The organism is Bacillus capparidis (assembly GCF_017832095.1).
Taxonomy (GTDB): Bacteria; Bacillota; Bacilli; order Bacillales; family Bacillaceae; genus Bacillus; species Bacillus gobiensis.
In genome coordinates this window covers 1,252,549-1,275,363 of the sequence record NZ_JAFDST010000001.1, presented here as the reverse complement: position 1 = coordinate 1,275,363, position 22,815 = coordinate 1,252,549, and the positions used below count along the sequence as shown (strand labels likewise).

At 38.6% G+C, this 22,815-nt stretch carries 36 protein-coding genes and 1 pseudogene; 33 read left to right on the top strand and 4 right to left on the bottom strand.

What is annotated here, in order from left to right; all coding sequences use genetic code 11:
• The first annotated feature begins 99 nt into the window (after positions 1 to 99).
• Both JOC74_RS06565 and JOC74_RS06560 read left to right on the top strand, forming a co-directional pair.
• On the top strand, positions 100 to 1,188 hold the full coding sequence (locus tag JOC74_RS06565) for an N-acetyltransferase DgcN family protein (RefSeq protein WP_053603525.1): 1,089 nt from the start codon (positions 100 to 102) through the stop codon (positions 1,186 to 1,188).
• Positions 1,185 to 2,261: an alanine/ornithine racemase family PLP-dependent enzyme gene (locus JOC74_RS06560; protein ID WP_082363905.1), complete on the top strand. Its 1,077-nt coding sequence runs from the start codon at positions 1,185 to 1,187 to the stop codon at positions 2,259 to 2,261. Before JOC74_RS06565 ends, JOC74_RS06560 begins: the two co-directional genes overlap by 4 nt.
• Positions 2,262 to 2,699: 438 nt before the next feature.
• On the opposite strand, the pseudogene JOC74_RS06555 reads toward JOC74_RS06560, so the two are convergent.
• The 3 genes and pseudogenes from JOC74_RS06555 to JOC74_RS06545 form a co-directional block, all read right to left on the bottom strand.
• Positions 2,700 to 3,098 (bottom strand): annotated as a pseudogene (locus JOC74_RS06555) (sigma-70 family RNA polymerase sigma factor); the annotation flags it as partial.
• A 23-nt stretch (positions 3,099 to 3,121) separates the two neighbouring features.
• The gene (locus JOC74_RS06550) at positions 3,122 to 3,616 is read right to left on the bottom strand and encodes an ImmA/IrrE family metallo-endopeptidase (protein ID WP_053603524.1); all 495 of its coding nucleotides are present in this window, start codon (positions 3,614 to 3,616) and stop codon (positions 3,122 to 3,124) included.
• A gap of 399 nt (positions 3,617 to 4,015) precedes the next feature.
• On the bottom strand, positions 4,016 to 4,387 hold the full coding sequence (locus tag JOC74_RS06545; RefSeq protein WP_053603523.1) for a helix-turn-helix domain-containing protein: 372 nt from the start codon (positions 4,385 to 4,387) through the stop codon (positions 4,016 to 4,018).
• Between the two features lie 160 nt (positions 4,388 to 4,547).
• Between JOC74_RS06545 and JOC74_RS06540 the strand changes: the two genes are divergently transcribed.
• The 17 genes from JOC74_RS06540 to JOC74_RS06465 all read left to right on the top strand — a co-directional run bounded on the left by JOC74_RS06540 (position 4,548) and on the right by JOC74_RS06465 (position 11,878).
• A complete protein-coding gene (locus JOC74_RS06540; protein WP_211086093.1) occupies positions 4,548 to 4,790 on the top strand; it encodes a helix-turn-helix transcriptional regulator in 243 nt (80 codons plus the stop codon).
• A gap of 13 nt (positions 4,791 to 4,803) precedes the next feature.
• Positions 4,804 to 4,926: a hypothetical protein gene (locus JOC74_RS23870; RefSeq protein WP_264080176.1), complete on the top strand. Its 123-nt coding sequence runs from the start codon at positions 4,804 to 4,806 to the stop codon at positions 4,924 to 4,926.
• Between the two features lie 117 nt (positions 4,927 to 5,043).
• Complete coding sequence (locus JOC74_RS06535; RefSeq protein WP_053603521.1) at positions 5,044 to 5,613, top strand: helix-turn-helix domain-containing protein; 570 nt, start codon at positions 5,044 to 5,046, stop codon at positions 5,611 to 5,613.
• A complete protein-coding gene (locus tag JOC74_RS06530) occupies positions 5,610 to 5,882 on the top strand; it encodes a hypothetical protein (RefSeq protein WP_053603520.1) in 273 nt (90 codons plus the stop codon). Before JOC74_RS06535 ends, JOC74_RS06530 begins: the two co-directional genes overlap by 4 nt.
• Positions 5,882 to 6,058: a hypothetical protein gene (locus JOC74_RS06525; protein ID WP_158320299.1), complete on the top strand. Its 177-nt coding sequence runs from the start codon at positions 5,882 to 5,884 to the stop codon at positions 6,056 to 6,058. Before JOC74_RS06530 ends, JOC74_RS06525 begins: the two co-directional genes overlap by 1 nt.
• A gap of 178 nt (positions 6,059 to 6,236) precedes the next feature.
• Entirely contained in the window at positions 6,237 to 6,449 is a 213-nt protein-coding gene (locus JOC74_RS06520) for a YqaI family protein (RefSeq protein ID WP_053603519.1), read from the top strand.
• A 99-nt stretch (positions 6,450 to 6,548) separates the two neighbouring features.
• Positions 6,549 to 6,734 (top strand): YjzJ family protein, encoded by a 186-nt coding sequence (locus JOC74_RS06515; RefSeq protein WP_053603518.1) that lies wholly within the window; start codon positions 6,549 to 6,551, stop codon positions 6,732 to 6,734.
• Positions 6,731 to 7,675, top strand: a complete 945-nt coding sequence (locus tag JOC74_RS06510; protein ID WP_211086092.1) for a hypothetical protein — start codon at positions 6,731 to 6,733, stop codon at positions 7,673 to 7,675. Before JOC74_RS06515 ends, JOC74_RS06510 begins: the two co-directional genes overlap by 4 nt.
• Positions 7,635 to 8,435, top strand: a complete 801-nt coding sequence (locus JOC74_RS06505) for a PD-(D/E)XK nuclease-like domain-containing protein (RefSeq protein ID WP_312883778.1) — start codon at positions 7,635 to 7,637, stop codon at positions 8,433 to 8,435. The genes JOC74_RS06510 and JOC74_RS06505 overlap by 41 nt, the downstream gene beginning before the upstream one ends.
• Positions 8,436 to 8,622: 187 nt before the next feature.
• Complete coding sequence (locus JOC74_RS06500; RefSeq protein WP_053603516.1) at positions 8,623 to 9,591, top strand: winged helix-turn-helix domain-containing protein; 969 nt, start codon at positions 8,623 to 8,625, stop codon at positions 9,589 to 9,591.
• Positions 9,536 to 10,354, top strand: a complete 819-nt coding sequence (locus tag JOC74_RS06495) for an ATP-binding protein (protein WP_192841142.1) — start codon at positions 9,536 to 9,538, stop codon at positions 10,352 to 10,354. Before JOC74_RS06500 ends, JOC74_RS06495 begins: the two co-directional genes overlap by 56 nt.
• Positions 10,347 to 10,514 (top strand): hypothetical protein, encoded by a 168-nt coding sequence (locus tag JOC74_RS06490; RefSeq protein WP_098945219.1) that lies wholly within the window; start codon positions 10,347 to 10,349, stop codon positions 10,512 to 10,514. The genes JOC74_RS06495 and JOC74_RS06490 overlap by 8 nt, the downstream gene beginning before the upstream one ends.
• Positions 10,514 to 10,738 (top strand): hypothetical protein, encoded by a 225-nt coding sequence (locus JOC74_RS06485; RefSeq protein WP_053603515.1) that lies wholly within the window; start codon positions 10,514 to 10,516, stop codon positions 10,736 to 10,738. Before JOC74_RS06490 ends, JOC74_RS06485 begins: the two co-directional genes overlap by 1 nt.
• The gene (locus tag JOC74_RS06480) at positions 10,735 to 11,139 is read left to right on the top strand and encodes a RusA family crossover junction endodeoxyribonuclease (RefSeq protein WP_225970348.1); all 405 of its coding nucleotides are present in this window, start codon (positions 10,735 to 10,737) and stop codon (positions 11,137 to 11,139) included. The genes JOC74_RS06485 and JOC74_RS06480 overlap by 4 nt, the downstream gene beginning before the upstream one ends.
• Entirely contained in the window at positions 11,136 to 11,297 is a 162-nt protein-coding gene (locus JOC74_RS06475) for a hypothetical protein (RefSeq protein WP_192841141.1), read from the top strand. The genes JOC74_RS06480 and JOC74_RS06475 overlap by 4 nt, the downstream gene beginning before the upstream one ends.
• 78 nt (positions 11,298 to 11,375) lie before the next feature.
• A complete protein-coding gene (locus tag JOC74_RS06470) occupies positions 11,376 to 11,624 on the top strand; it encodes a hypothetical protein (RefSeq protein ID WP_053603514.1) in 249 nt (82 codons plus the stop codon).
• Positions 11,624 to 11,878, top strand: coding sequence for a hypothetical protein (locus tag JOC74_RS06465; RefSeq protein WP_053603513.1), 255 nt, complete (start codon positions 11,624 to 11,626; stop codon positions 11,876 to 11,878). The genes JOC74_RS06470 and JOC74_RS06465 overlap by 1 nt, the downstream gene beginning before the upstream one ends.
• 7 nt (positions 11,879 to 11,885) lie before the next feature.
• On the opposite strand, the gene JOC74_RS06460 is transcribed toward JOC74_RS06465, so the two are convergent.
• Complete coding sequence (locus tag JOC74_RS06460) at positions 11,886 to 12,365, bottom strand: hypothetical protein (RefSeq protein ID WP_053603512.1); 480 nt, start codon at positions 12,363 to 12,365, stop codon at positions 11,886 to 11,888.
• A 236-nt stretch (positions 12,366 to 12,601) separates the two neighbouring features.
• Here JOC74_RS06460 and JOC74_RS06455 point away from each other — a divergent pair, with 236 nt between their 5' ends.
• The 14 genes from JOC74_RS06455 to JOC74_RS06390 all read left to right on the top strand — a co-directional run bounded on the left by JOC74_RS06455 (position 12,602) and on the right by JOC74_RS06390 (position 22,802).
• Positions 12,602 to 12,802: an XtrA/YqaO family protein gene (locus tag JOC74_RS06455; protein WP_053603511.1), complete on the top strand. Its 201-nt coding sequence runs from the start codon at positions 12,602 to 12,604 to the stop codon at positions 12,800 to 12,802.
• A gap of 138 nt (positions 12,803 to 12,940) precedes the next feature.
• On the top strand, positions 12,941 to 13,714 hold the full coding sequence (locus JOC74_RS06450; protein ID WP_053603510.1) for a hypothetical protein: 774 nt from the start codon (positions 12,941 to 12,943) through the stop codon (positions 13,712 to 13,714).
• Between the two features lie 65 nt (positions 13,715 to 13,779).
• Positions 13,780 to 13,968 carry a hypothetical protein gene (locus JOC74_RS06445; RefSeq protein ID WP_053603509.1) on the top strand — a complete coding sequence of 63 codons (189 nt, stop codon included), beginning with the start codon at positions 13,780 to 13,782 and terminating at the stop codon, positions 13,966 to 13,968.
• Positions 13,969 to 14,064: 96 nt separating this feature from the next.
• On the top strand, positions 14,065 to 14,247 hold the full coding sequence (locus JOC74_RS06440; RefSeq protein ID WP_053603508.1) for a hypothetical protein: 183 nt from the start codon (positions 14,065 to 14,067) through the stop codon (positions 14,245 to 14,247).
• A 20-nt stretch (positions 14,248 to 14,267) separates the two neighbouring features.
• Positions 14,268 to 14,726, top strand: coding sequence for a helix-turn-helix domain-containing protein (locus JOC74_RS06435; protein WP_053603507.1), 459 nt, complete (start codon positions 14,268 to 14,270; stop codon positions 14,724 to 14,726).
• Between the two features lie 186 nt (positions 14,727 to 14,912).
• The gene (locus JOC74_RS06430; protein WP_211086091.1) at positions 14,913 to 15,848 is read left to right on the top strand and encodes a DUF6731 family protein; all 936 of its coding nucleotides are present in this window, start codon (positions 14,913 to 14,915) and stop codon (positions 15,846 to 15,848) included.
• Positions 15,849 to 15,866: 18 nt separating this feature from the next.
• The gene (locus JOC74_RS06425) at positions 15,867 to 16,421 is read left to right on the top strand and encodes a hypothetical protein (RefSeq protein ID WP_053603505.1); all 555 of its coding nucleotides are present in this window, start codon (positions 15,867 to 15,869) and stop codon (positions 16,419 to 16,421) included.
• A 152-nt stretch (positions 16,422 to 16,573) separates the two neighbouring features.
• On the top strand, positions 16,574 to 17,326 hold the full coding sequence (gene terS / locus JOC74_RS06420; protein ID WP_053603504.1) for a phage terminase small subunit: 753 nt from the start codon (positions 16,574 to 16,576) through the stop codon (positions 17,324 to 17,326).
• Complete coding sequence (locus tag JOC74_RS06415; RefSeq protein ID WP_053603503.1) at positions 17,301 to 18,500, top strand: PBSX family phage terminase large subunit; 1,200 nt, start codon at positions 17,301 to 17,303, stop codon at positions 18,498 to 18,500. Before terS ends, JOC74_RS06415 begins: the two co-directional genes overlap by 26 nt.
• A complete protein-coding gene (locus JOC74_RS06410) occupies positions 18,500 to 19,903 on the top strand; it encodes a phage portal protein (RefSeq protein ID WP_053603502.1) in 1,404 nt (467 codons plus the stop codon). The genes JOC74_RS06415 and JOC74_RS06410 overlap by 1 nt, the downstream gene beginning before the upstream one ends.
• The gene (locus tag JOC74_RS06405; protein WP_053603501.1) at positions 19,869 to 20,894 is read left to right on the top strand and encodes a phage minor head protein; all 1,026 of its coding nucleotides are present in this window, start codon (positions 19,869 to 19,871) and stop codon (positions 20,892 to 20,894) included. Before JOC74_RS06410 ends, JOC74_RS06405 begins: the two co-directional genes overlap by 35 nt.
• A 142-nt stretch (positions 20,895 to 21,036) precedes the next feature.
• Complete coding sequence (locus JOC74_RS06400; RefSeq protein ID WP_225970347.1) at positions 21,037 to 21,657, top strand: hypothetical protein; 621 nt, start codon at positions 21,037 to 21,039, stop codon at positions 21,655 to 21,657.
• Positions 21,658 to 21,801: 144 nt separating this feature from the next.
• Positions 21,802 to 22,413: a DUF4355 domain-containing protein gene (locus tag JOC74_RS06395; protein ID WP_053603500.1), complete on the top strand. Its 612-nt coding sequence runs from the start codon at positions 21,802 to 21,804 to the stop codon at positions 22,411 to 22,413.
• Between the two features lie 14 nt (positions 22,414 to 22,427).
• A complete protein-coding gene (locus JOC74_RS06390; RefSeq protein WP_053603499.1) occupies positions 22,428 to 22,802 on the top strand; it encodes a hypothetical protein in 375 nt (124 codons plus the stop codon).
• Positions 22,803 to 22,815 lie beyond the last annotated feature (13 nt).

The window sequence follows — 22,815 nt, the reverse complement described above, 5'->3', positions numbered from 1 at the left end:
TTTCTATATGGGACAGGTGTTTTTTCCTTAACCAAAAATGTAAAATCTCTTTTACGCGTAAAGACGGAAGTAAAAATAGATTTGGGGAGGAAAAGCCTTATGAAAGAAACAGCAATAGTATATTGTGAAAATAAATTTGGTACAATGGATGGAAAGACAGCTAATGGACTGACTAGAAGCTCAAGGAAATATGAGATTGTCGGAGTTATTGATAGTACAAAGGTTGGTATGGACGCCGGTGAATACCTTTTAGGAGAGAAAAATGGAATTACTATATTCAAGAACCTTAATCATGCTCTTAAAAATTTACAGAGTGTTCCTGATCAATTCATTTACGGAATAGCTCCTTCTGAGGCATTTTTGAAAAAGGATGAGAGAAATATCCTTTTTAAAGCAATGGAACATGGAATGAATATCGTTAACCCTCTTCATGAATTTTTTACGGATGATGAAGAATTTATCAATCATTCTAAACAGTTTGATATCACAATCCATGACGTAAGAAAGCCTGCGCAAAAAAAGGACATGCATCTTTTTTCAGGGCGGATTTTAAACATTAATACACCCATCGTAGCGATACTTGGCACGGATAGCGCAATAGGCAAGCGAACAACGTCGGTTCTTCTCGAAGATGCCTTACTTGAAAAGGGCTTAAATGTCGCTTTTATTGCAACTGGTCAAACAGGTTTAATACAAGGCGCAAAATACGGTGTTGCGATTGATGCTATTCCTTCTCAGTTTATGACAGGTGAAATTGAAAACCAGATCATGAAAGCTTATGAAAATGATAATCCCGATATTATCATCGTTGAAGGCCAAGGGGCGTTAAGCCATCCTGCATATATAAGTTCGTGTGGGATTTTAAGAGGCTCAAGACCTGGGGCAGTCATCATTCAACATGCGCCCAAACGAGAACATTTAGGTGATTTCAGCTATATGAAAATGCCAACGATAAAAAGTGAGATTGACCTCATTGAAAACTTTTCAAAGTCAAAAGTGATCGCTGTGACCATCAACCATGAAAACATGTCTGATGAAGAGCTGGGTATAATAATATCGGAATATGAAGATGATCTTAAACTTCCAACGACGGATGTTCTCAAATTTGGGTGCAACAAACTGATTGCATGTATCTTTGATGCTTACCCAAACTTAAAAAGTAAACAGAAAAACGTATTATTTAATTGACCATACCTTTTACACCACGTGTCGAAATCAACCTTGCAAAAATTGCACATAATGCAGCGAAGCTAGTCGAAATATATGGCTCTAAAAATATCGGGATAATGGGGGTTACAAAAACGGTTTGCGGAGCTCCAGAAATAGCAAAGATATTATTGGACCAAGGTATTCACATGCTCGCAGATTCGAAATTGGTAAATCTCCAAAAAATGCGTGATGCAGGAATTAAGGCAAACTTTGTTTTATTAAGATCACCTGCTTTAAGTGAAATTGATTCGGTTATTAAAAATGCAGATATTAGCATTAATACCGAACTTTCCGTTATTAAAAAATTATCCGAATCCGCTTTGGCATATAACACTGTGCAGAAGATTATTCTAATGATTGAAATGGGAGATTTAAGAGAAGGGATAATGCCCGTAAATCTTGAGACTTTTATTCAAGAGGTCTTGAAACTCCAAGGGATTAAAATTGTAGGGATAGGTGTAAACTTTGCTTGTTTTGGAGGAGTCAAACCAAACGAACAAAAAATGAATGATTTATCTATACTGGCCAACGCAGTTGAAACGAAATTTCTGCTTCCTCTTTCATATGTATCAGGTGGAAACTCGGCCAATTATAATTGGTTTATGACAGCTGATAGTGTTGGTAAAGTTAACAACTTACGGTTGGGAGAATCTATTTATTTGGGACGTGAAACCTTAAACCGAATGGCAATTCCAGAATTATATACTGATGCGTTTACTCTCGTTACAGAAGTTATTGAATCGAAAACAAAACCATCTATACCTTACGGAGAAATAGGTCAGAATGCTTTTGGAGTCTTTCCGCAATTTCAAGATCGTGGACAAATAAGTAGAGCTATTCTTGGAGTGGGGAATCAAGACGTACTGGTAGCAGGACTAATACCAACGTTGGATATTGAAATTCTTGGTTCAAGCAGCGATCACACCGTGCTCGATGCCAAAAAAAGCAACTTAGCAGTAGGAGACGAAGTAACTTTCAACCTTAACTATGGTGCACTACTTTCCATAATGACTTCCCCTTATGTATATAAAAAGTACAGCAACGCCCTTTAAGTAATCATTCTTGGCCTTAAACTCCCTTCTTTCCTCCATTCATTTGCTAAAGCAGAAAGATTTAATAGTCTGCATTTCATCTATCTAAAGCTATTGAAGTTTTATAAATCTTTAAGGAGACTTTTCATAATCTGGCTATATTTTATTTTGAATTTTCTGCCGGATGAAACAAATTCAGAACAAGTAATACATCACAAACGAAATGAGATCTCATTATTAATTTATAGGGGCAGACCCAAATGTCATTTGACTGACGGGTAAGCCCCTTCTTTTTAAAAATTCAAACCATCTTTTGATATTAGGCAGCCTCATTGGCTGCCTTCTTTATGAGGTTGTGGTGATTTTGCAAATAGAGATACTGTTATTCAGTTATAGGGTACTTTATTGGATTTTTATTTGACAAACCCAAGAGGCGCTCTTGCTTCGGCCTCCTTACAATCATTTCCCCTTAGCCTTTTTCCGCTTTTCTTTCTCCGCTCGATAAAACTCATGAAACATCTTCATCAGAGCCCGCTTTTCAATCCGGGAGACGTAGCTTCGCGAAATCCCCAGCTCCTTTGCGATTTCGCGCTGCGTTTTTTCTTTCCTTAAATCAAGTCCGAAACGACCGACGATGACTTCTTTTTCGCGGGTATCCAAAATGTCGATATATTTTTTGACTTTCTCAAGCTCCATATTGAGTTGAATCGTATCGATCACATCTTCGCTTTCTGATTTAAGGACATCGATGAGGGAAATTTCATTCCCCTCTTTATCTTGGCCGATCGGATCATGCAGGGAGACGTCTTTTTTCGTTTTTTTCAAGGCGCGAAGATGCATTAATATCTCAAGTTTTATTACTATAGGGGGGCGCGTATTGGTTATGGTACAGTACTAATATTATAAAAATAAAGCTTGTTGTAATACATACCCAAACGTTTTTTTGCAAAAGTGCAAGTTGTTTCAAACGTGTCAGCTACCTGTTGCGATGCATGAAGTTGATTTTTAGGTAAATCCAACCCTTTAAGCATGAATGTGGGGATGCAAAAATGAAATGCAAAATAACGCGCTTGTTTTTCTTGGTATTTTATCCATTCTTCATGCATTTCAGATTGATCGCCTTCATGTCTAAAAATGTGGCACACTTCATGGCTAAAATCTATACGTTGCTGAGCTGTTGGCAATCGGCTATCTAGGATAATACTATACAATCCATTTATTTCGATAAACTGGCTTTTTACATCCTTGTAATGAATCCAGATTCCAAGTTTTCTTGCGATGTTTTCAAAATCCAAATCTTCTGGAAAGCAAATATTAAGTTTCTTATAAAAATTTGCTATCCAATCTTCCAAATGACTGTAAGTATAGTGCTTCACTCGTAAAACCCCCTAAGATAAAACTTATACTACAGAATTAGCGGTAATCAGATTCAAACTAATCCAAATAAATTTATTGATTAATTAGAAGAGAACGTACGTTCTTTTTAAGCTGGAAAGAAAAGCCCGTAATAGGGCTATCTCTTTTAAAAATTTATCATTCACATACTTAATTACCTTTATCGCGGTCTATCTTAGACTGATAGGTTGGAAGGGCTTGGAACCCCATTCGGGACTGGTGATTATCACCTATGCAAAAAGACCTATTATATGGCTAAAAAAAAGAACTTTTTATAAGCCAAGAATTTGTTTCTTGGTATAAAACTCTTCATTAGTAATATTACCAATATCGAGCAGTTCTTTTGTTTTGAGAAAAACACTAAAAATGGCTTTATGTCATTATTTGTTTCGTTTGTTGGGTTGTTGATCGCCGGGTTTTCTACCTCTCTCGGCTTCGAGCAACCATTCTAACATCTTGATTTTCTCTTCCTTAGTAAATTCTCCGTCGCTTGCTGCAACTCGAACCTCAGGATCGTCAACAATTCTTTCAGCTGTTTGGCGATAGCTTTCTCCACGAACTAAATAATCAATTGAAACATCAAAGAAATCACTTAATTTTTCAAGGGATTCTAAATCTGGCTCTGATTCATTTTTTTCATACTTTGCATATCCTTGCCTTGTCAATCCAAGAAACTTAGCCATATATTCTTGTGTCTTCTTTGCTTCGATTCTTAGCTCTTTCAGCCTATCCCCAAGCTTTTTATCGGGCATATCAATCACCTTCCAATTACTATTATACGCAACAAAATGTTTACATAAAAGACCCGCAATAAAAAGTTGCAAACAACGGTTGACAGTAACTAAAAATTGCGTATAATTAAAATTGCAAAGGCAACAAAAAGTTCCCTTAATGATATCAGGAGGTGACATCATGACAGAAAATGAGTTGAGTGAACTTTTGAAGAATTCGCGAAAAAAGCTTCATTTTTCACAGCAGGATGTAGTTGATAAATCTGGAACTGGTATTACAAGACAATATTACGGCATGATCGAAAAAACTGAAAGACAACCATCTGTTGCTCTTGCAAAAAAATTTGCACCTGTACTTGGAGTTCATTGGACTATTTTTTTTGAAATCGATAGCAACAAAAAGTTACGGAAAACAACTGCTTAAGGAGGTGAGTACTTTGAAAGTAAACGTAATAAAAGGTCCTCGTTTCGAACAGGTCCAGGAACTAGCATACCGTCATCTAGCGAAATTGCTTGCTGAAAAGTATTCAGATGTACCAAAAAAGAAGGAGGTTGGATGACAAATCGACTAAATTTTATCGAAAAACTTAAAACTCAATGATAGGGGCAATTGATCGTTAATTCCTTCCTTAATAAAAGAATATCACCAAAAACGATGTATATCAGGGGGCGAACACATGACGAACAATCCGTATAATCTCAAAAATCTACCTTTGATTATGCGGCATGTCAGAAAAGACAGAGGGTTATCCCAGTATCAACAAGGACAACTGATGCGCCGTGATCAGCGGGAGATTTCAAATATCGAAAATGGACTTATCCGGGTGACGCCAGATATGGCAATCAAATGGTTTACCGTATTGGACGCATACGAACATATTGATCTTGTTCATTATCTTTTCAAACTTCATCCTATGGCAACAGCACCGGTTAATCCGGAATTGAACAATAAGCCTGCTAGGGCCATAACCAATCTGAAAATTCAAATGAGGCAAGCCTTACAGGCCTTAGAAAACATTGAGGATTGGATGTTAGATCAACGTCCCGGCAAACGATCGGAATTACCGATAGCCGATTTTGGAGAAGTAAGCGATATTGATGACGCATTGAAAACATTCTTTTATGCAGCAAGTAGAGAATTTGATCTCAATATGGTTGAGGTTGCTGATCAGTGGACAAGAAAAGCCATTGTACAACACGTAGCAATGCCACAAAAACAAGAGAGAAAGGAAGCAGCCATGATATGAATGCAAAAGACTTTTTACCCAAACATTATGTAAAAGCAGCACAGCATCAAAAATGTTTACACGAATTGATTTTAAGAATGGAACAACAGTTATTCGAGGGAAGTATTGAAGAAATGGATAGGTGCCGTAAGGACATGGCTAACAGCATTCGAGAGATCAAAAGATTACAAGAAATAAAGAAAAACAACGATGCCTTGAGGTCCACCTTATATGTACTTAAAGCAAGAGGTATTGATGTAGAAGTTGTCTTGAAAAGGGGGATCGATTAATGAAAAGGACATTAAAAGAAGAAATGCTTTGGCTGGCTGACACGCTTGAAATTTACGCTCAAGACGAAAAATCCAGATCAAATATCGATGAAAACCAATACTGGTATGCATTAGGGATCGAACGAACCTGCATATTAATCAGAGAACACGTGGAAATGGTAGAAAAAAAGCACTGAGCGCCAACTCAATGCCAATAAAGTTAAAGAATTTGAATAATTGATAGCTCTATTATATCGCACACAGTAGAGCGCGACAAGCTTGTGTTTGTCGTCGGATCAGTGAAGGACTTATCCCCCTCACTTAAACCTTTGCTGGTCCGGCGATGCACTCAAGCATCAGAAAGAAGGTGAAAACGTGAATATTGAACATCCTGCAATCTCTAGTATCAATCGTACTGGATACGCCGATATGGTAGCTCAGGAAGAACATCAAGGCATTGATTATTTCGGTAATGAGATTTTAATTGGTGATGATGTCGTAATCGATGAAGACGGCGAAATGGTCTTAAAGGATGATTTAGAGAAGTTTTTGTCTGAGAAGTATGGGTTTAAGTTTCAGACATTATAAAAGCCCGCATGGGGAGATGCGAGCTAGGAAGGTGATGCCGTTACTGTATTCGTACTTCCATTGTACGGTATTGCCTTGAAAAACACAAGGAGGTAAAGCATGGCTAAATCAATCACAACTGCATTCGACGGACGTTTGGAAGCTCAACAACGTTTAACACTGGCAGGGGGATCAATCGGCTACCGCAAAGGAAAACCAGTATTCCAATTCCCTAGCAAGGCGCAATATGACGAGTATTTGAGCCTCGGTGCAGAGGCATATAAAAGAAAGGTGGGTTTAGCGTGAACGGATTATCTACCGTTGATTATTCAGACTACATGCCACCTCAGCAGCAAGCTTCCAGTGTAACGACAGAGGCTATGGTGAGCAGACAGGCTCAAGAGGTACAAGCTGCCATGGTGATTGCGAAGAAGTTCCCACGTGATACGTATCAAGCCTTCGAACGGATCAAAACGGCTTGTGGCCGTAAGCTATTGGCCGAGAGCGCAGTGTACGAATATCCAAGAGGGAATCAGAAGGTTTCTGGTCCATCTATACGACTTGCTGAAGCACTTGCTCAAAACTGGGGAAACCTCGATTACGGAATCATGGAGTTAGAACAGAAAAATGGTGAATCCTCAGTTATGGCCTATGCTTGGGATCTTGAAACAAATACCCGTCAAACTAAGATTTTTACGGTCAAGCACGAAAGGAAAGCAAGGGGCAATATTAGCAAACTAACGGATCCAAGAGACATTTACGAAATGGTTGCGAACCAAGGTGCAAGAAGGGTAAGAGCCTGCATCCTTGGTGTTATCCCAGGAGACATTGTAGATGCTGCCGTTGATATGTGCCAAAAGACATTAATGAGTGGACATACGGAGCCTTTGGAAGATCGTTTACGAAAAGCATTTAGCGCCTTTAAATCCGAATATGGCGTGACCAAGGAAATGATCGAGGAATATATCGGTAGCAATGCTGATGCCTTTACTGAGCAAGATTTCTTGAAGATCAGAAGGATTTACACTTCCCTACGTGATGGGATGGCCAAGAAAGAGGATTATTTCAATACGAAAGTAAGTACAGCTACGAAATCAAAAACAGAGGAAGCCTTTAAGCAGAAACAATCTTCTCCTGAACCTGAGAAAAAAGAGTCATCAAAAGCTGAGAAGAAAGCAGAGGATAAGCCGAAAGAGGGTGCTAAGGATGCAAAGCCTTCTGCATTTGAACAAGAAAAATTACTATAGTCGCGAGATTGATCAGCAATACATGTCCAATTCACAGTTTAAGAGCTTCCTTGAATGTGAAGCAGCCACAATGGCGAAGATCAACGGAGAGTACACGGAGCCTTCCAGTGAGGCCCTTCTCTTCGGGTCTTATGTTCATGCCTGGTTAGAAGGTCCAGAAGCGTTTGACGAGTTTAAACAGAATACGCCAGCTTTATTCACGAATAAAGGTCAGCTTTATAAGCAATATCAGCTGGCAGACATCATGATCGAAACGATTCAAAATGATCCACTTTGTATGTTTGTTCTCACAGGAAGAAAAGAGGAAATCATTACAGCTGATCTGTTCGGTGTCCCTTGGAAAGGAAAGATTGATGTATATGATCCGGACGCTGGAAGATTCGCTGATTTAAAGACTACTAGAGCCTTACGGGGCAAGATTTGGGACAACGAGTTGGGTTACTGTTCTTTTGTTGAAGCATACGGCTATATCGGTCAAATGGCGCTATATGCGGAGATTGAAAAGAGAATGACTGGACGGTCTGAGTGGTTGGAACCTTTGATTGTCGGAGTCTCTAAAGAAGATCCACCGGATAATGCAGTGATCAATATCGATGAAAGTCGAATGGCCGTGGAGCTTGAGGATATCGAAAAGAAAATGGATCGTATTCTCCAAGTCAAACATGGCGGCCAAAAGCCAGAGCGTTGTGAAAAATGCAGGTATTGCCGTAGGACAAAGCAGCTGGATGGAATTATTCATTTTACTGAGTTGATCGGATGAAAGAAGAACTAGAAACAGTCCCAATCCCATACTGTTACGTTTGGCTAACTGAAGGTTATCACGAAAGGAAAAAGCTATTCCGGGCGTACATACAAGGTTATCTCAACAAGAATGAGCCCGGTCTGCAGCTGGTACGAATTGAGGGCATGACGGCGATTTGTAAAAAGAAATGAGGAGAGATCGGGGCATGGAAAGTGGAATACAGGCGTCGGGGTTCGTGATCCAGCCCCGATTACGCTTCAAATATGTTAGGGATCAAATGCTTTACCAGTACCTATTGTCAAGGGCTGAATACAGGGATAAGGCGGAATTATCAAAAGGGAAAACGATAATCAAAATTACTCACTTATCAGAAGAACTTGGTTGGACGAGAAAAGAGATTTCATTCTCTTTAAAAAGATTGGAGAAAGAAGAATACATCACCAAGGAAACATTGCTTCAGAAACGAGGAACCTTGATCACAATTGTTGATTACGAAAATCTTCAAAACCTAACTTTTTACAAGAAAAAAGATTCAATTAAGGGACAAGAGAAGGGACATGAGGATGATATGAAAAACAATGGCAATGGACATGAGGATATTCCAGAGATCATTGATATAACAAGTGTTGAAGATGATGTGAAAATTAACAAGGGACATGAGAAGGGACAAGAGGAGGGACATGAGAAAGGACATCTTATTAGTATAACAGCATTTATAAACAGCATTATAAACATCAATAAAACATTAAAAGAATATATCGTCGATGCTCCAGTGAAAAACAAAAATTTGAGCTCGATCGAGGATATTAAAACCTTTGTTGATTTTGCTTCGCAAACCAACGCTCTGCCACAGGGGGCCAATTTAAAGATTATAGTTTCATATTTTGATTGCATTCGACTGACCAGATCAACTTGCACGGTATCGGCCAACATCTTGGTGAAATTCATTGAGAAGATTCACAAATACTCGGCCAACCAGATTCATTACGCCATGTGGAAGCATGTTGAGCAGCACGATGACAAAAAAGAAAGCTATACTCTCGGCATCATGCGAAATACGAATGAACATGAAGCGCGGCGAGGCTTGATGAAACTGAAAAACAAAGGAGGCGGCACATTTGAAAAGCTTCCGGGAAGCTCTCAAGAAGGGAGCAAATACGAATACGGATTCTAAGATCACTAATCAGTATAAATGTCCGGGGTGTGGTGAAATCGTAAAGGAATTTACAACGGTCATTGCGATAGGGCCAAGCAAAGGAAAAACGGTGTCCAGTAAGATTGGCTGCGATTGCCCGGTATATGAAATAGTGAAGCAAGAGCAAAAAGAAGCTGATCAAGCCAGGATGAAACGGATTTTTAAGGATTACAGCTTAGTGAATAAATCACTGGAACAAGCAAATTTCAAGACATTCGACCAATTAAAGTTTCCAGAGGCATTCAAAACAGCAGTGGATTTTGTAAAAGAGTTTGATCTTAAACAGCCGTCCAACCTCTTTTTCCAAGGAACTTTCGGAACCGGGAAAAGCCACCTGTCCATATCGATTTCAAAAGCACTGGTGGCTCGGGGGTATAGTTCCATTTTCATCTCCATTCCGAAGCTTCTGACAAAGATCAGGGGAACATATAACAATCATTCAGAGGTAACGGAAGAGCAACTCGTAAAAGCCCTGTATGCTGCTGATTTGGTTGTTTTTGATGATATCGGAGCTGAAGGAGATTTAAACGGATGGTCAGCGCAAAAGCTCTTTGAACTGCTGGACCAACGCTCTGGAAAACACAATGTGTTCACCACGAATTTGCAATCTGATGATTTCGAAGCAACTAGAGATAGAGCGAGGCTATTCTCAAGGATCATGGAGAACACGACGCCGGTTATTATGAACGGATCTGATTACCGAAAACGACACTTTTTGAAGGAGGGGAAAGAGAGTGTGTGAACTATGCAACGGAGAAAAGAAAATTATCGAGCAGCTGTCTTTTGGGGTTCGGTTTATTCCTTGCCCCAATTGCTCAACAGAAACGGACCTGCAGCCAATCATTGACCAGTTGAAAGCGAAAATAGATGAAATTGAATCAGCGAGAAAGGAAAGTGCTTAATGCTCTATATCGCCTTAGAAAACGCGGATTTTGCGTGGAGAGAGGAACAGGTCAAAGAGGTCGATAAGCTTTGGAAAGATGGGGCACCACTCGACACGATTGCCAAGTTAATGGGCAGATCGACGAGGGATGTATTCATCTTGATCTATGACAGGCTGGATACAGGAAAATTATCAGGAAGAAAAGGCAGCATTTTTGGATATCTACAGGAGGCGGTGGAGTGAACAAATTCACCATTCCAATCGTGCCGATGGGAGCCGTTCGCATGACACATAAAGGCAAATTCAAAGATAAAAATGCTCAAAGGTACTTAGCTTACAAAAGCGCTATCCAGTGGCAGTTGAAACAGCAACTGAAAGGGCACAAGCTCTTTACGGGTCCGGTTCATGTGGAAATATGGTTTAACATGCCAATCCCGGCTAGTTGGAGCGGCAAAAAGAAAGCAGAAGCCGTCGGCACTCGTCATTGTAAAAAGCCTGATATTGATAATTTAACCAAGGGTTTGTTTGACTCTCTTAATCAATTGATCTGGACAGATGATAACCAGGTTGCCAGTATGACAGTTTACAAGGTTTATGCGGAATCACCTGGTATTGAAGTCTTAGTGAAGGAGGTTGCGGCATGAGTACAAAAAATAGAAATGATCAGCTTCCGGGCGAGGTTATTACATGGAAAATGAGTGAAAAGGAACGGCTGGCGTACATAGCCAAGCATCCGATAATTCCAGAGGAAAAGCCGAAGCCGTTAGACATGATTGAGCAAAAAATTTGGTCAAAAAAATAAAAAAGCCCGAGCAGAGCCCGGACTATAGCGGGTAGGAAGTTCATTGTAACAGGGTTCTGATCCAATTTGGAGGTACTTATGGAGGATAAATTACAGGAAATTGTGAATGAAGCCAGCATACGTACAACGATATTTGAGGATACGTACATCGTGGAAATAAGGAAGGAGTCATTTGATTATCTCATAGAGCAAGCTGAAAAGACTGTTAACGTAGAAAATGAACGCTATTATAAAGCTTTGATTGACATTACAACAAATCCATCGATCCATAGTGCAGATCAAATGTACAAAGTTGCACTAAAAGCACTGGCAGGTGATCCCGAATGATGTCTTTGCAAACGCAAATTCTGCATAGTGTCCTGGCATCGAAAAATCAGGTGCTGACGGTGGATTATCTGGCTAAGAAATATAAGGTGCCAGCTGAATATATCGTGGCTCTAGCTGAACGAAACAAAGATTTCGTTGTGACTAATGGTGTGGTAATGGCGAAACGGGAAAAGGCTTTGACGGCAGCATTCGCTGGGGCTGGGGTCGTTTTGCTATTTGGGATTGTTGTTTTGCTGCCGGGGTTGATTGGATGAAAGTACTTCAGTTTCCTCTAATAAGTCTAATGTGAAATGGTAATAGAAATCTAAAGGCAAAGAGATAAAATATAATTGAATAAATTAAATTCCAGCCGTTGTACGCCATATACCCGGATAATTGCATTCCAATATCAACTAATAGGGAGAGTACTGTAAAAAATATTGTCAATTTCCATTTGTTTTTCTTAGTAAAGAAATTAAAAAACAATACACCCAGTGAAGTTGGTATAAAGGTGTAGGATAGTATATCGCCTATTCCAGCTTCCTTTGGATTACCTAAATGGATAAGGTCAAATACTCTAGCAACTAAAGTATCACTTAGCCAGGTAGCAAACCCCAAAATACCAAACGTGATGTATACTTCTCTCCAGGTAATATGTTTTTTAGGAACGATTAAAACAGTTATAAATAACAAAATGGTTACAACGATAGGAAACCATAGTCCTTTTGAAGTTAAATCTAATTTATCCAATAAATTGTTCATCTTTAAAATGCTCCTCGTATTATCTAAATTAAGCTTTGACTAAGGAGAGGTTTTATATACGAAAAATTCCGTAAAAAAATAAAGGAGTCAGGGGGTATGGACAAGCAAGAGAGATATAAAATGGTTATTCGAATCAATGATGTGATCGACCGGTGATGTGGAAGAACAGATACGTTGGGGGCTATTGAAACCAGCATGAGTATCGACTTTTGGCCATTTATTAGGAGGGGAACATTATGAGACTGAAAGAATTGAAAATTGATCCTAGTACAATGAAACTAGAAGTTGATATGATGGAAGAGCAGGGAAACTTTGCAATTGTTGTATGCAAAGGAACCGCAAAAATGACCAAGCTTCCCCCACATGGTGAGACGAAGATCATTACTCACCAGGGTAAGGTGAAACGCGTTAAGTTTGACGAAGGGGAAGAGTTTTAATTTTATTTCATATTCCACCTAAAATAATTTAAGGTGGAATATGAAATAAATCCAATCATATAATGAACACATCATTTCTTTTTTTACCTTTTTTTGTATGTTAACATGAAAAATGTATAAAAAAAGGAGGTTGAGGATATGTCAATATTCAGAAAAAGAATGAAGATTGTAGCTCTGTCATTTATGGCATTACTAGTTTCAGTAATGCCGAGCTTAAGTGTTCAAGCTGAGAGTTCCAAAGTTGATGAATCTGCCAATTGTCCAACCTGCGGAAAAGCTTTGCCTAATGGAGAAGATTTACCTGATTCAAAAGGTTCAAAGGAGGATATCTCTAAAGCCAAACAGATTGTATTCTCTTCTAAACAATTTAAAGCAACCAAAAAAAATGAAATTCAAAAAGTTAATCAAAAATTGATTAGAGTTGAAATTCTTGAAGATGGTACGGGAATTGTAAACATTCCTTCAAGGGAATCAAATAAGAATCTAGCTGTAGTTCAATATGGTGTTGATTTAAAAACAAAGGAAATCAAACTAGAAAAGAAGATTTATGTTGCTCATGATAATGATAAAAAGAATCTGAAAATTGTTGCTAATGGAAAAACCCTTACTGATTTCGTTGTCGATCGTGATCATATGATTACAACTTCCACTGGTGAAAAAGTAACTAGTAAAGAATTCACAAAGCAATTAGAAGAATCAAAAAGTAATGGAGATGTAAGCACACAAGGCTATGGAAGTTGTGAGGTTGGTGTCGGTTTACTGTGTGGTGCAACAGGTTTTTGGGCTTGCTATTATGTTTGCGTTTGGGATGCAATAAAGAATTTTGAAATGCCAGAACTCGGATGTAATTTTATGTGTTCATTGATATTTGCAGTAGGATGTATCGAAGCTACTGATCGAATTTGCCCATGACTTTTTAAAAGGCTATCAGTAAAATAAACTGATAGCTTTTTATTCCTGCTAGAAAGGAGAAGCAAATGAATAGTTATATAAAATTAGGAATGGTTTTACTTGTTGGTATTTTTATAATTTCAATGCTCTTCTTTTATATTTTTGATGGGAGTCTGGAAAGTGATGATATTGTTAAAAGTTTAATCTATTCTATAGGTTTTAGTGTAGTTTTTAGTACTGGTTTAAAATTACGCCGCAATCAGAAACAAAAATAAAAAACATAAAGTTCTACCAGCTAACTGGAGGACACTGATCTTTGCACTTTTAGTGCTTGGATTGGTGTCCTTTTTTTATTTGATCGGGGGTTAATTATGGGGACGCTGCAGGAGGAATTAGAAAAATATCAGATGGCGAATAGGCAAAAGCCAGTGAAGAAACGAGAAGTATCGAAAAAACGTGATGAGAATCTTTCTGAACGTGATCTCAGGGATTTGATGGGCGTTGATAGACAAATACTTTCTCGAAAGCGTGGAGGAGCTTACAGGGTAAAATAACGATAATAGGGGGCAGAGTCATGAATAGACAACAAATCGAGAAGATATTAAAAGATTACAGCTGGATGATCAACAGCATTAAGATATTAAGAGACTCCATGAATGACGCAGGAGAGGGCTTAACGGCTCAATATGGCATAGAATCAGGACAGCCTAAGCCACAGGGTACCACAAGCGATCCTGTCTTTAGAGAGGTCGTCAGGCGTGAAAAACGGTTCAAGAAAGTAGCCCAGTATGAGGAGAAGGTGAAAGTGATTCAGGACCGTCTGCCGGCCATTAAAGAAGAACGGGAAATCGAGGTGCTGCACTGGTTGCTTGAGGGGAAAAGTTATAGGTGGATTGCTATGCATATGGGGTTATCACATTCACATATTGGCAGATTGAAAGATTCAATTGTCGATCAGCTAACAGAATATGTTCCAAATGTTACAAATGGGACAGAAGGGACAAAATTGCGGCATCATCACCAGGCAGTGTAAAATGAAAGGCGGGTTCGGGGAGGCAGGTTATTCCTGCTTCCCTGTTTATTTGTGCGAAAAAAGAGCCAACCTTGCGGCTGGCTAAGAACATATTGCAGGTCATATCACTCATGAAAATCGTTCGACAAATGTCGAAAATAGTTCCATTTACTCCAATTTTAGCTGATAATTAGGCGGGGGTGTAAAATGAACCAGAAAAAAATAAGATTTGAATATTATCATGTAGTTTTTAGAAAAAAAGATGACAGACAAGCACAGAGGGATAGACTTTTTGACTTATCTCAGTGGATGAGGAAAGCCAAACAAAAATCATTAGAAGCAAGAACGTTTAATTATCGTCAGGAAAAAGCTAGACTAGATGATACGTATTGGGATGACGAATTAAAATTTTATTTTTTGCATTTTCTAAGACTTAGGGATACTATTCCAGCAACAGCAACGGTCACAACCAAAGTTGAACCCTTAGAGCTAGAAGATGATGAGTTTATCGGAGAAGAAGCTACTGCACTATATGATGAAGTTAATCATGTTTTAATGTTACAAAGGAATAAGTACAGTCTTGGTCCAGAAGGCATTGAAGAATATCTAAATATACTTTGGGATTCAGAAGACGAAACGATATATTTGAGACCAATTTGTCCTCCGAATGTTTTTGAGATGGCTAAAAAGTCATCAGAGTACAGAAAAATTAATTTGAGATTTGCTGATTTGAAAACAGTCGAAAGTTCACAACGGCTAATCGATAAATTTAAATCACCTCTTGGATCAATTCTCTCGAATTTTGAGAAATTTGATGGAGTAAATGCGCAAGTCACAATTACTGTAGGGAATACAAAAAGCTCTTTAAATACAGATACTATTTCAGATACTCTGTCAGATATTGAGGAAAATAGTGAATACTTTTCAAGAGCAGAATTAGTTAGAAGACCAGAGGATGATGATACAAGGGTTGAATTAATTGATCTCTTTGCTCATAAAGCACATGATTTTTGTACTTTTAGAATGGAGAGGCGAGAGCACTTGAGTCATCATGCTATAGCAAAAGAAATGTGGATTATATATAGCGCTAACGAAGAGTGTAAAAATAGGCAAAGAGTTATTAGTTCCTATTTAAGAAATTAATAGATTGGGAGAATGTACATGGCCGGTAACAATGAAAATATTAAAATAAATGTTGCCCATTTAATTATTCCTGTAGTTATATGTGCTATAGCAGTATTTATTTTATATATGCTCGGCGTGGACAATAATATTAAAAATTTAGATAAAGTACTAGAAGGCACTGTGAATTTCAGTGCAATTTTACTTGGTTTTTTGGGAGCGCTATTAGGTATTTTATTGAGCATAAAAGACAGTGCCATAGTTAAGGCTATTTTTAATCGAAAAGGATCGTCAATCTTAAAATATTACTTTAATGAATCGTTTGCAGTTGGACTGCTGGTGGTAGCCCTATCATGTGTAATGCAAATCTTTTTAGATGAAAAAACAATTTGTGCGAAGATTTTATTCTATAGTTGGTTTTTCTTTGTCTTGTTTTTTGTTATATCAACTTATCGAATTGTTAAACTCCTGATGGCTGTTTTTTTTATAGCTAATGAAGACGACGTAAGTTTACGTCCGGAGAGCAACAGGATAGGTGATGAAGAAAGGCGTGAACAGCTAAGACAAGATTTATCAAATAGTAATGAAAGATAAAAGCATCCTGAGTTCTCATGGGTGCTTTTTTATATATTCCGGTAAATCTTAGGATAGACATTTGGCGGCTTCGGCTTGAGTATGGATCAGATTAGAGGGAATATCCTTTCTAAAACAAACTTAATTAAGAAGGAGGCGGCAGGTGAATGTAGATGAACTGGCAGCAGATTAGAGAAGAATATGAGAATTCATCCATCACATTAAAGGCTCTAGCTGAAAAATACGGTGTTAAACTTGGTACTCTAAAAAGCAGAAAGAGCCGTGAAGGATGGTCGAGAAATGCAACCTCAACCAAAAAGGATGCAACCAATCAGATTAGGGATGCAACTCCTAAAAAACGTAAAAAACAAGTAAATCGGAGTGGAAATCCTAATCCGTCAAACAAATTCCCAAAACGCAACAGCTTTGCTAAAACTCACGGCATGTTCTCAAAGTATCTACCAGAGGACACGCTTGAGATCATAGAAAGCATGGATGAGCGTTCGGCAGCTGATTTAATTTGGGATCAGATACAGATTCAGTATGCTGCCATCATTCGGGCACAGCAAATTATGTTTGTGCAGGATAAAGATGAACTAACAAAAGAGCTCAAGAAAACGAAAGAGTCTGATATGGCATCTGAAGAAGAATATGAGATTCAATTTGCCTGGGATCGTCATGCTACTTTCCTAAATGCCCAATCACGGGCGATGAGCGAACTTAGAAGTTTGATCAAGCAGTTTAATGAGCTAGCACATGAGGATGATGAAAGAAGATTGAAGCTGGAACAAATGAGACTTGGTATCGAGAAAACGAAAGCTGAAATCAACAAACTCAACAAATCAGAAGGTGACGAAGAAACCCAAAAGGATGTTGCTGCTGCTTTAAGGGGGTTAGTCAATGGAATTAACTCCAAAGCAGATTGATGTTGTCGAGAGTGTTCGTGTTGAAGATCCAAAAATACTCATTCTCAGTGGCGCAAAGCGTGCTGGAAAGACTTATGTTGCTATCCTCTTGTTTTTGGCTCTTGTGGCTAAATTTGAGGCGAAGGGATTATCATTCATCATTGGTGGCGCGACTTATTCTAGTATTTGGCGTAACATCCTAAACGACATGGAAGGTATCATCGGCAAAGATATTAAGCTTGATAAGACAAATGCCTTTGAATTGTTTGGTAATAAAATCTATGTGTTTGATGGATCGAAATCAGATTCATGGAAAAAAGCAAGGGGCTTTACAGCAGCAGGTGCTTTAATGAACGAAGGTACAGCCTTACATGATTCCTTCGTGAAAGAGGTTATTTCTCGTTGCTCTTATAAAGGTGCAAGAATCATTATGGATACCAACCCTGAGAACCCGGCGCATTCTGTTAAAGAAGATTACATCGATAAAGATGGGCAAACACTAGCCAGTGGCCATTTAAATATCAGAGCATTTCACTTCACTCTCTACGACAATATTTTTTTGGATCCTGAATATGTGGAAAGCATTGTTGCATCAACACCCACAGGAATGTTTACAGACCGTGACATATTTGGTCAATGGGTCGCAGCAGAAGGTGTTATTTATAAGGATTTTTATCAGAAGATTCATTATGTATCATCAAAAGAGATTGAGAATAAACGATTTGTTAAACATTTTGCTGGTGTTGACTGGGGTTACGAACATCCTGGTTCCATTGTTGTCATTGGTGAGGATGATCAAGGTGACTTTTACGTACTAGAAGAACACGCCAAACAGCATGAAGAGATTGATTATTGGGTTAAAATCGCTAAAGGTATTAAAGAACGCTATGGAAATATTAATTTTTATTGTGATTCAGCACGTCCTGAACATGTGAAACGTTTTAGACGTGAACATATTAGAGCATTCAACGCTGATAAATCTATTATTTCAGGAATCGAAGAAGTGGCGAGGCTCTTAAAATTAAACAAATTATATATCGTGAAAGATAAAGTGGATCTCTTCAAAAAAGAGATCTTTTTATATGTCTGGAATGAAACGACTGGTGAACCTGTGAAGTTATGGGATGACGTATTAGACTCCATCCGTTATGCCATTTACACACACAATAGACCATCACGAAGGAGGGGAGACTAATGAACCTAAATCGGTACATTGACAAGATCAAAAACACAGGGATCACAAAAGAGATTGTTATGGAATTGATCTCAGCAGATAAAAAAGATCACGATCGAATTAAAAAACTCTATGAACGATATAAATCAGAACCAGAAGGCGTACCGATCTTAGAACGGACGCCTTTTAAAATGGACTTGTCGGAAAAAGAAAAAATTCAAAGGATAGACGATAAGGTTAATAATCGGTTAGCAAATGCTTTTGATGCCGAAATTGTCGATACAAAGATTGGTTACATGTTTGGCCATCCGATCACATATGAGTTTGATGATAAAAGGGAACCGGGAACTACTTCACCGATCAATGACATGATCGATTCGTTTAATGTGCGCAATCATGTGGAGGATGAGGACTCAGAACTTGGAAAGATGGCCGCAATTTGTGGTAAGGCAGCAAGGCTAATCTACATCGATACCGAAGGCAATGAGCGAATCAAGAATATCGATCCTTGGCAGGTTATTTTTCTAGGCGACAACATAAGCGAGCCTACCTATTCGCTTTGGTATTACAAGGATGCCAATGGGTTTCAAGCTGCGGAATTTTACGATGATTCGACGGTTTATTTCTTTCGATCTAATGAAAGTGGAGAACTGCAGCTTAGTGAGCAAAAAGCGCATATGTTTGACTTCAATCCTCTATTCGGCCTTGCCAACAACAAAGAATTAATGGGGGATGCAGAACGTGTTCTAACTCTGATTGATGCCTACAATCGAACATTGTCAGATGCAAGTAATGAGATAGAACAATATCGTTTGGCTTATCTCATTTTAAAGGGAATGGGAGCCGATGAAGATACGCTTGAGCGTATGAAGAAGTCAGGAATCATCGAATTATTTGATGAAAAAGATGATGTTTCGTATTTGACGAAAGATATCAACGATGCATTGATCGAGCACCATTTAGATCGGTTAGAGAAGAACATCATCCGTCTTTCAAAGTCAGTAAATTTTGATGACGAAAGCTTTTCTGGTAATAGTTCAGGTGTTGCTATTAAATACAAGTTGCAAGCATTAGAAAATAAATGTATCACCTTAGAGAGAAAGATGACTTCAACGCTAAGGTATCAATTTAAAGTCTTATTTTCAGCATGGAGTAAACGGAATGGGGTGGCACAAGAAGATTATTTGAAAGTTTGGTTTAGCTTTAAGAGAAACCTTCCTGAAAACGTCCTTGAAGAAGCACAGGCAACAGCTGCACTTAGGGGACAAGTGAGTGAAGAAACTCGTTTGAGCAAGCTCTCATTTGTCGATGACGTACAATTTGAGATAAGGAAAATGGAAGAGGAACAAGATGAATACGCCCGTCATTTGCAACCGTTAGGCGGTGAAGATGACAGTGACCAGGAACCAGCAGGAGATCGATAAACTATTAGACCAAATGATTCAAACGGCTGAAAAGGACATTGACAAGGCGTTTGCCAAGCGATTGAAGGACATTCTGGCTCAAATAGCCGAGATGTATCGAAAGTATTCGGAAGGTGGAGAACTTACGATAACTGCCTTAAATAAATTCAATCGTTATCAGAAGGAAATGGCTCTCATTTCCGAACAGATGACGGAGCATTACAAGTATTTGCTCCAATCTATGCAAGAATTGATGGAGAAAACCTACTTGGAAAACTATCTTCGTTCTGCTTTTCTCTATGAGTTTGAAAGCCAGCAGTTGATGAATTACTCGATTCCTTCAGCACAATTGCTTAAAACAGCTATTCGAAATCCGATTCCCAAGCTCACATTGCCGAAGTTGATGGAAACACATCGGAACGAGATTGTAAGAAGAATAGGTATTGAAATCACACAGGGATTGCTTGCTGGTGAAGATTATTCAAGAATGGCAAGGAGAATTGAAAACACCGTCAATTTTAGCCGGAACAAAGCCAGGAACGTCGCTGTTACCGAAGGGGGAAGGGTGCAAACCGTCAGCCGTTTAGATAGTGCAGACCAAGCTTCTAAGTATGCTGACTTGGAAAAGGCGTGGAATTCTACCTTAGATTCTCATACAAGAAGCTCTCACAGAAGCTTAGATGGACAAAAGGCTGATGATGAGGGTTATTTTCATATCCGGGGATTAAAGACAAAGGGACCGCATCTATTCGGTGTTGCTTCAGAGGATATCAACTGCAGATGTGCTGTTATTTTCCTTGTGAATGGCAAGTTTCCGGAGGTAAGACGTGCTCGTAACTATGAAGATCCCAAGTATCAGCAGAAAATAGCTGATAGAATGGATCGATTGTTAGCTGATGGATTTACTGAGAAACAGGCCGAAAAGCTTGCTACAAAAGAAATCAGTCCTCCAAGTATGAAGGTTCCTTGGATGTCTTATGAAGCATGGCTTGATAACAGGTTCTTGTTATAACAATTAAGTTGTTTCTTTAGTGCTTAAAGATATGACCGAAGCATATTAATGGACTACATGCTACTGAATTTAGTCTATAATTTATAGTTGTAAGATGAGGCTTACTTAATGAAGAAAAGGAATTATAGATAGGGTGATTGAATTGGGTCAAAAGGAACGTTTAGCTGATGAATTCTTAACGAATAAGGGCATGACGTTAGGAGAAAAAGGGTTCCAAACGGACACACAGTTAGTAGAGACTTTACCCAATAGTAATATTGTTTTTTATCATTTTACTAAAGAAGATAAGCTAGAAAGTATTTTTAGTAATGGTCTTTACTCTTATAGACCAGTTGCTTGCCCAAAACCACCCCAAGAATTTGAGCACTGTTATCTTGTAGAAGGGTTCCTTGAGCCTTTTCCTAAGTGGCTAAAACAAAACATTTATTTTGGCAATCTTGGTATTGAGTCAGTTCAGAATTATATTGGTAATGTACTTTTGCGAATTGAAGTTCCCTTTGATTATCCAGGTATTTATATAGCAGATTACGCACATGTAATAGAGTGTAAATACTGGAGAATAACAGGAAAACAACCTTTAGGGTTGGGGTATCATTGCCAAAATGGTTATGAAGCTACCCAAGCCTACGTCAACTCTTACATTCCAATAAAGGACTACATAGGAGGACATTTAGCCCCAGTTGTTCAAGTATTAAGAAGAAATAGGGGAATAACTATTCCTGATAGGTATATCTCAATATCAAGTATTCAACCACTAACATAAAAAGGGTTGTATTTATCACCTAAATGGGTTTGAAAAAAGATAAGTTGATTCATTTTTTAACTTGCCCTAAGCATGGCGTAAAAAGGCTTATTTTTTATGCACTCATAACAGGCGAGAACTGTAGAGGGCAAAGGAGGAAAATAAATGAAATTAGAAGATGTTAAGAAGTTTCTTGCTGAAAATAAAGATCAAGACGATGTCAAAGCGTATCTTGGAGAACTTTCTGCCGTATCAGCTGATAAGGTGAAAGGTTTCTTGGATACTGCCGATGGAAAACGACTCATTCAACCACGTTTAGATAGCTATTTTACGAAGGGGCTTGAAACGTGGAAGCAAAACAACCTGGAATCGTTGATCGAGGAAGAAGTAAAAAAGCGTAATCCAGAGAAATCACAAGAACAAAAAGAAATTGAAAAACTCCGTAAACAAATTGAAGACGCTGAAAAAGCACGTAACCGTGAATCATTAGTCAATAAAGCCTTGAAGGTTGCAAAAGAAAAGAACCTTCCAGACGGCATTATTGACTTTTTTATTGGTGATGATGAGGAAACGACAACGGCTAACCTTGCAAAGTTTGAAGAGGTGTATAGCAAAGGTGTACAAGCTGCCGTTGATAAAAAATTCAAGGATTCAGGTCGCCAATTACCAGGTCAAAGTGGTTCGGGTGAAGGTGCCGATTACGGGAAACAACTAGCTAAGGATTTTGCAGAAAACAACAAAGGGCTTGAAGATGCTCAAAAATCTTATTTTGAATAAGGAGGAATTAATAGATGAAATTCGTTGAAAGAACGTTTACCAACAAAACTGAGATTCTTAAATTTCCTGATCATTACGTTAACGTGGCGGTGACCATGAGTGATGCAGGGATTGAAGCTAATGCAGACGGAAAGAAAATTGTCCCTGCCGGAACAATCATTGGTGGAGGTTTTTCAGCTAATCCATCAACACAAGCTGTTAAAGCAACAACCAGCGGAACACCAGCTGTTTCTAATGCAGAAGGTGTTCTTTTTAATGATGTCGATGTGACTCATGGTCCTGCACCTGGAGCAGCATTGATTCACGGCTTTATCGATTCTACTAAAATTCCAGCCGAACCAACAGCCGAAGAAAAAGCAGCACTAAAACAAATTACATTTTTGAAATAAGAAAGGATTGATA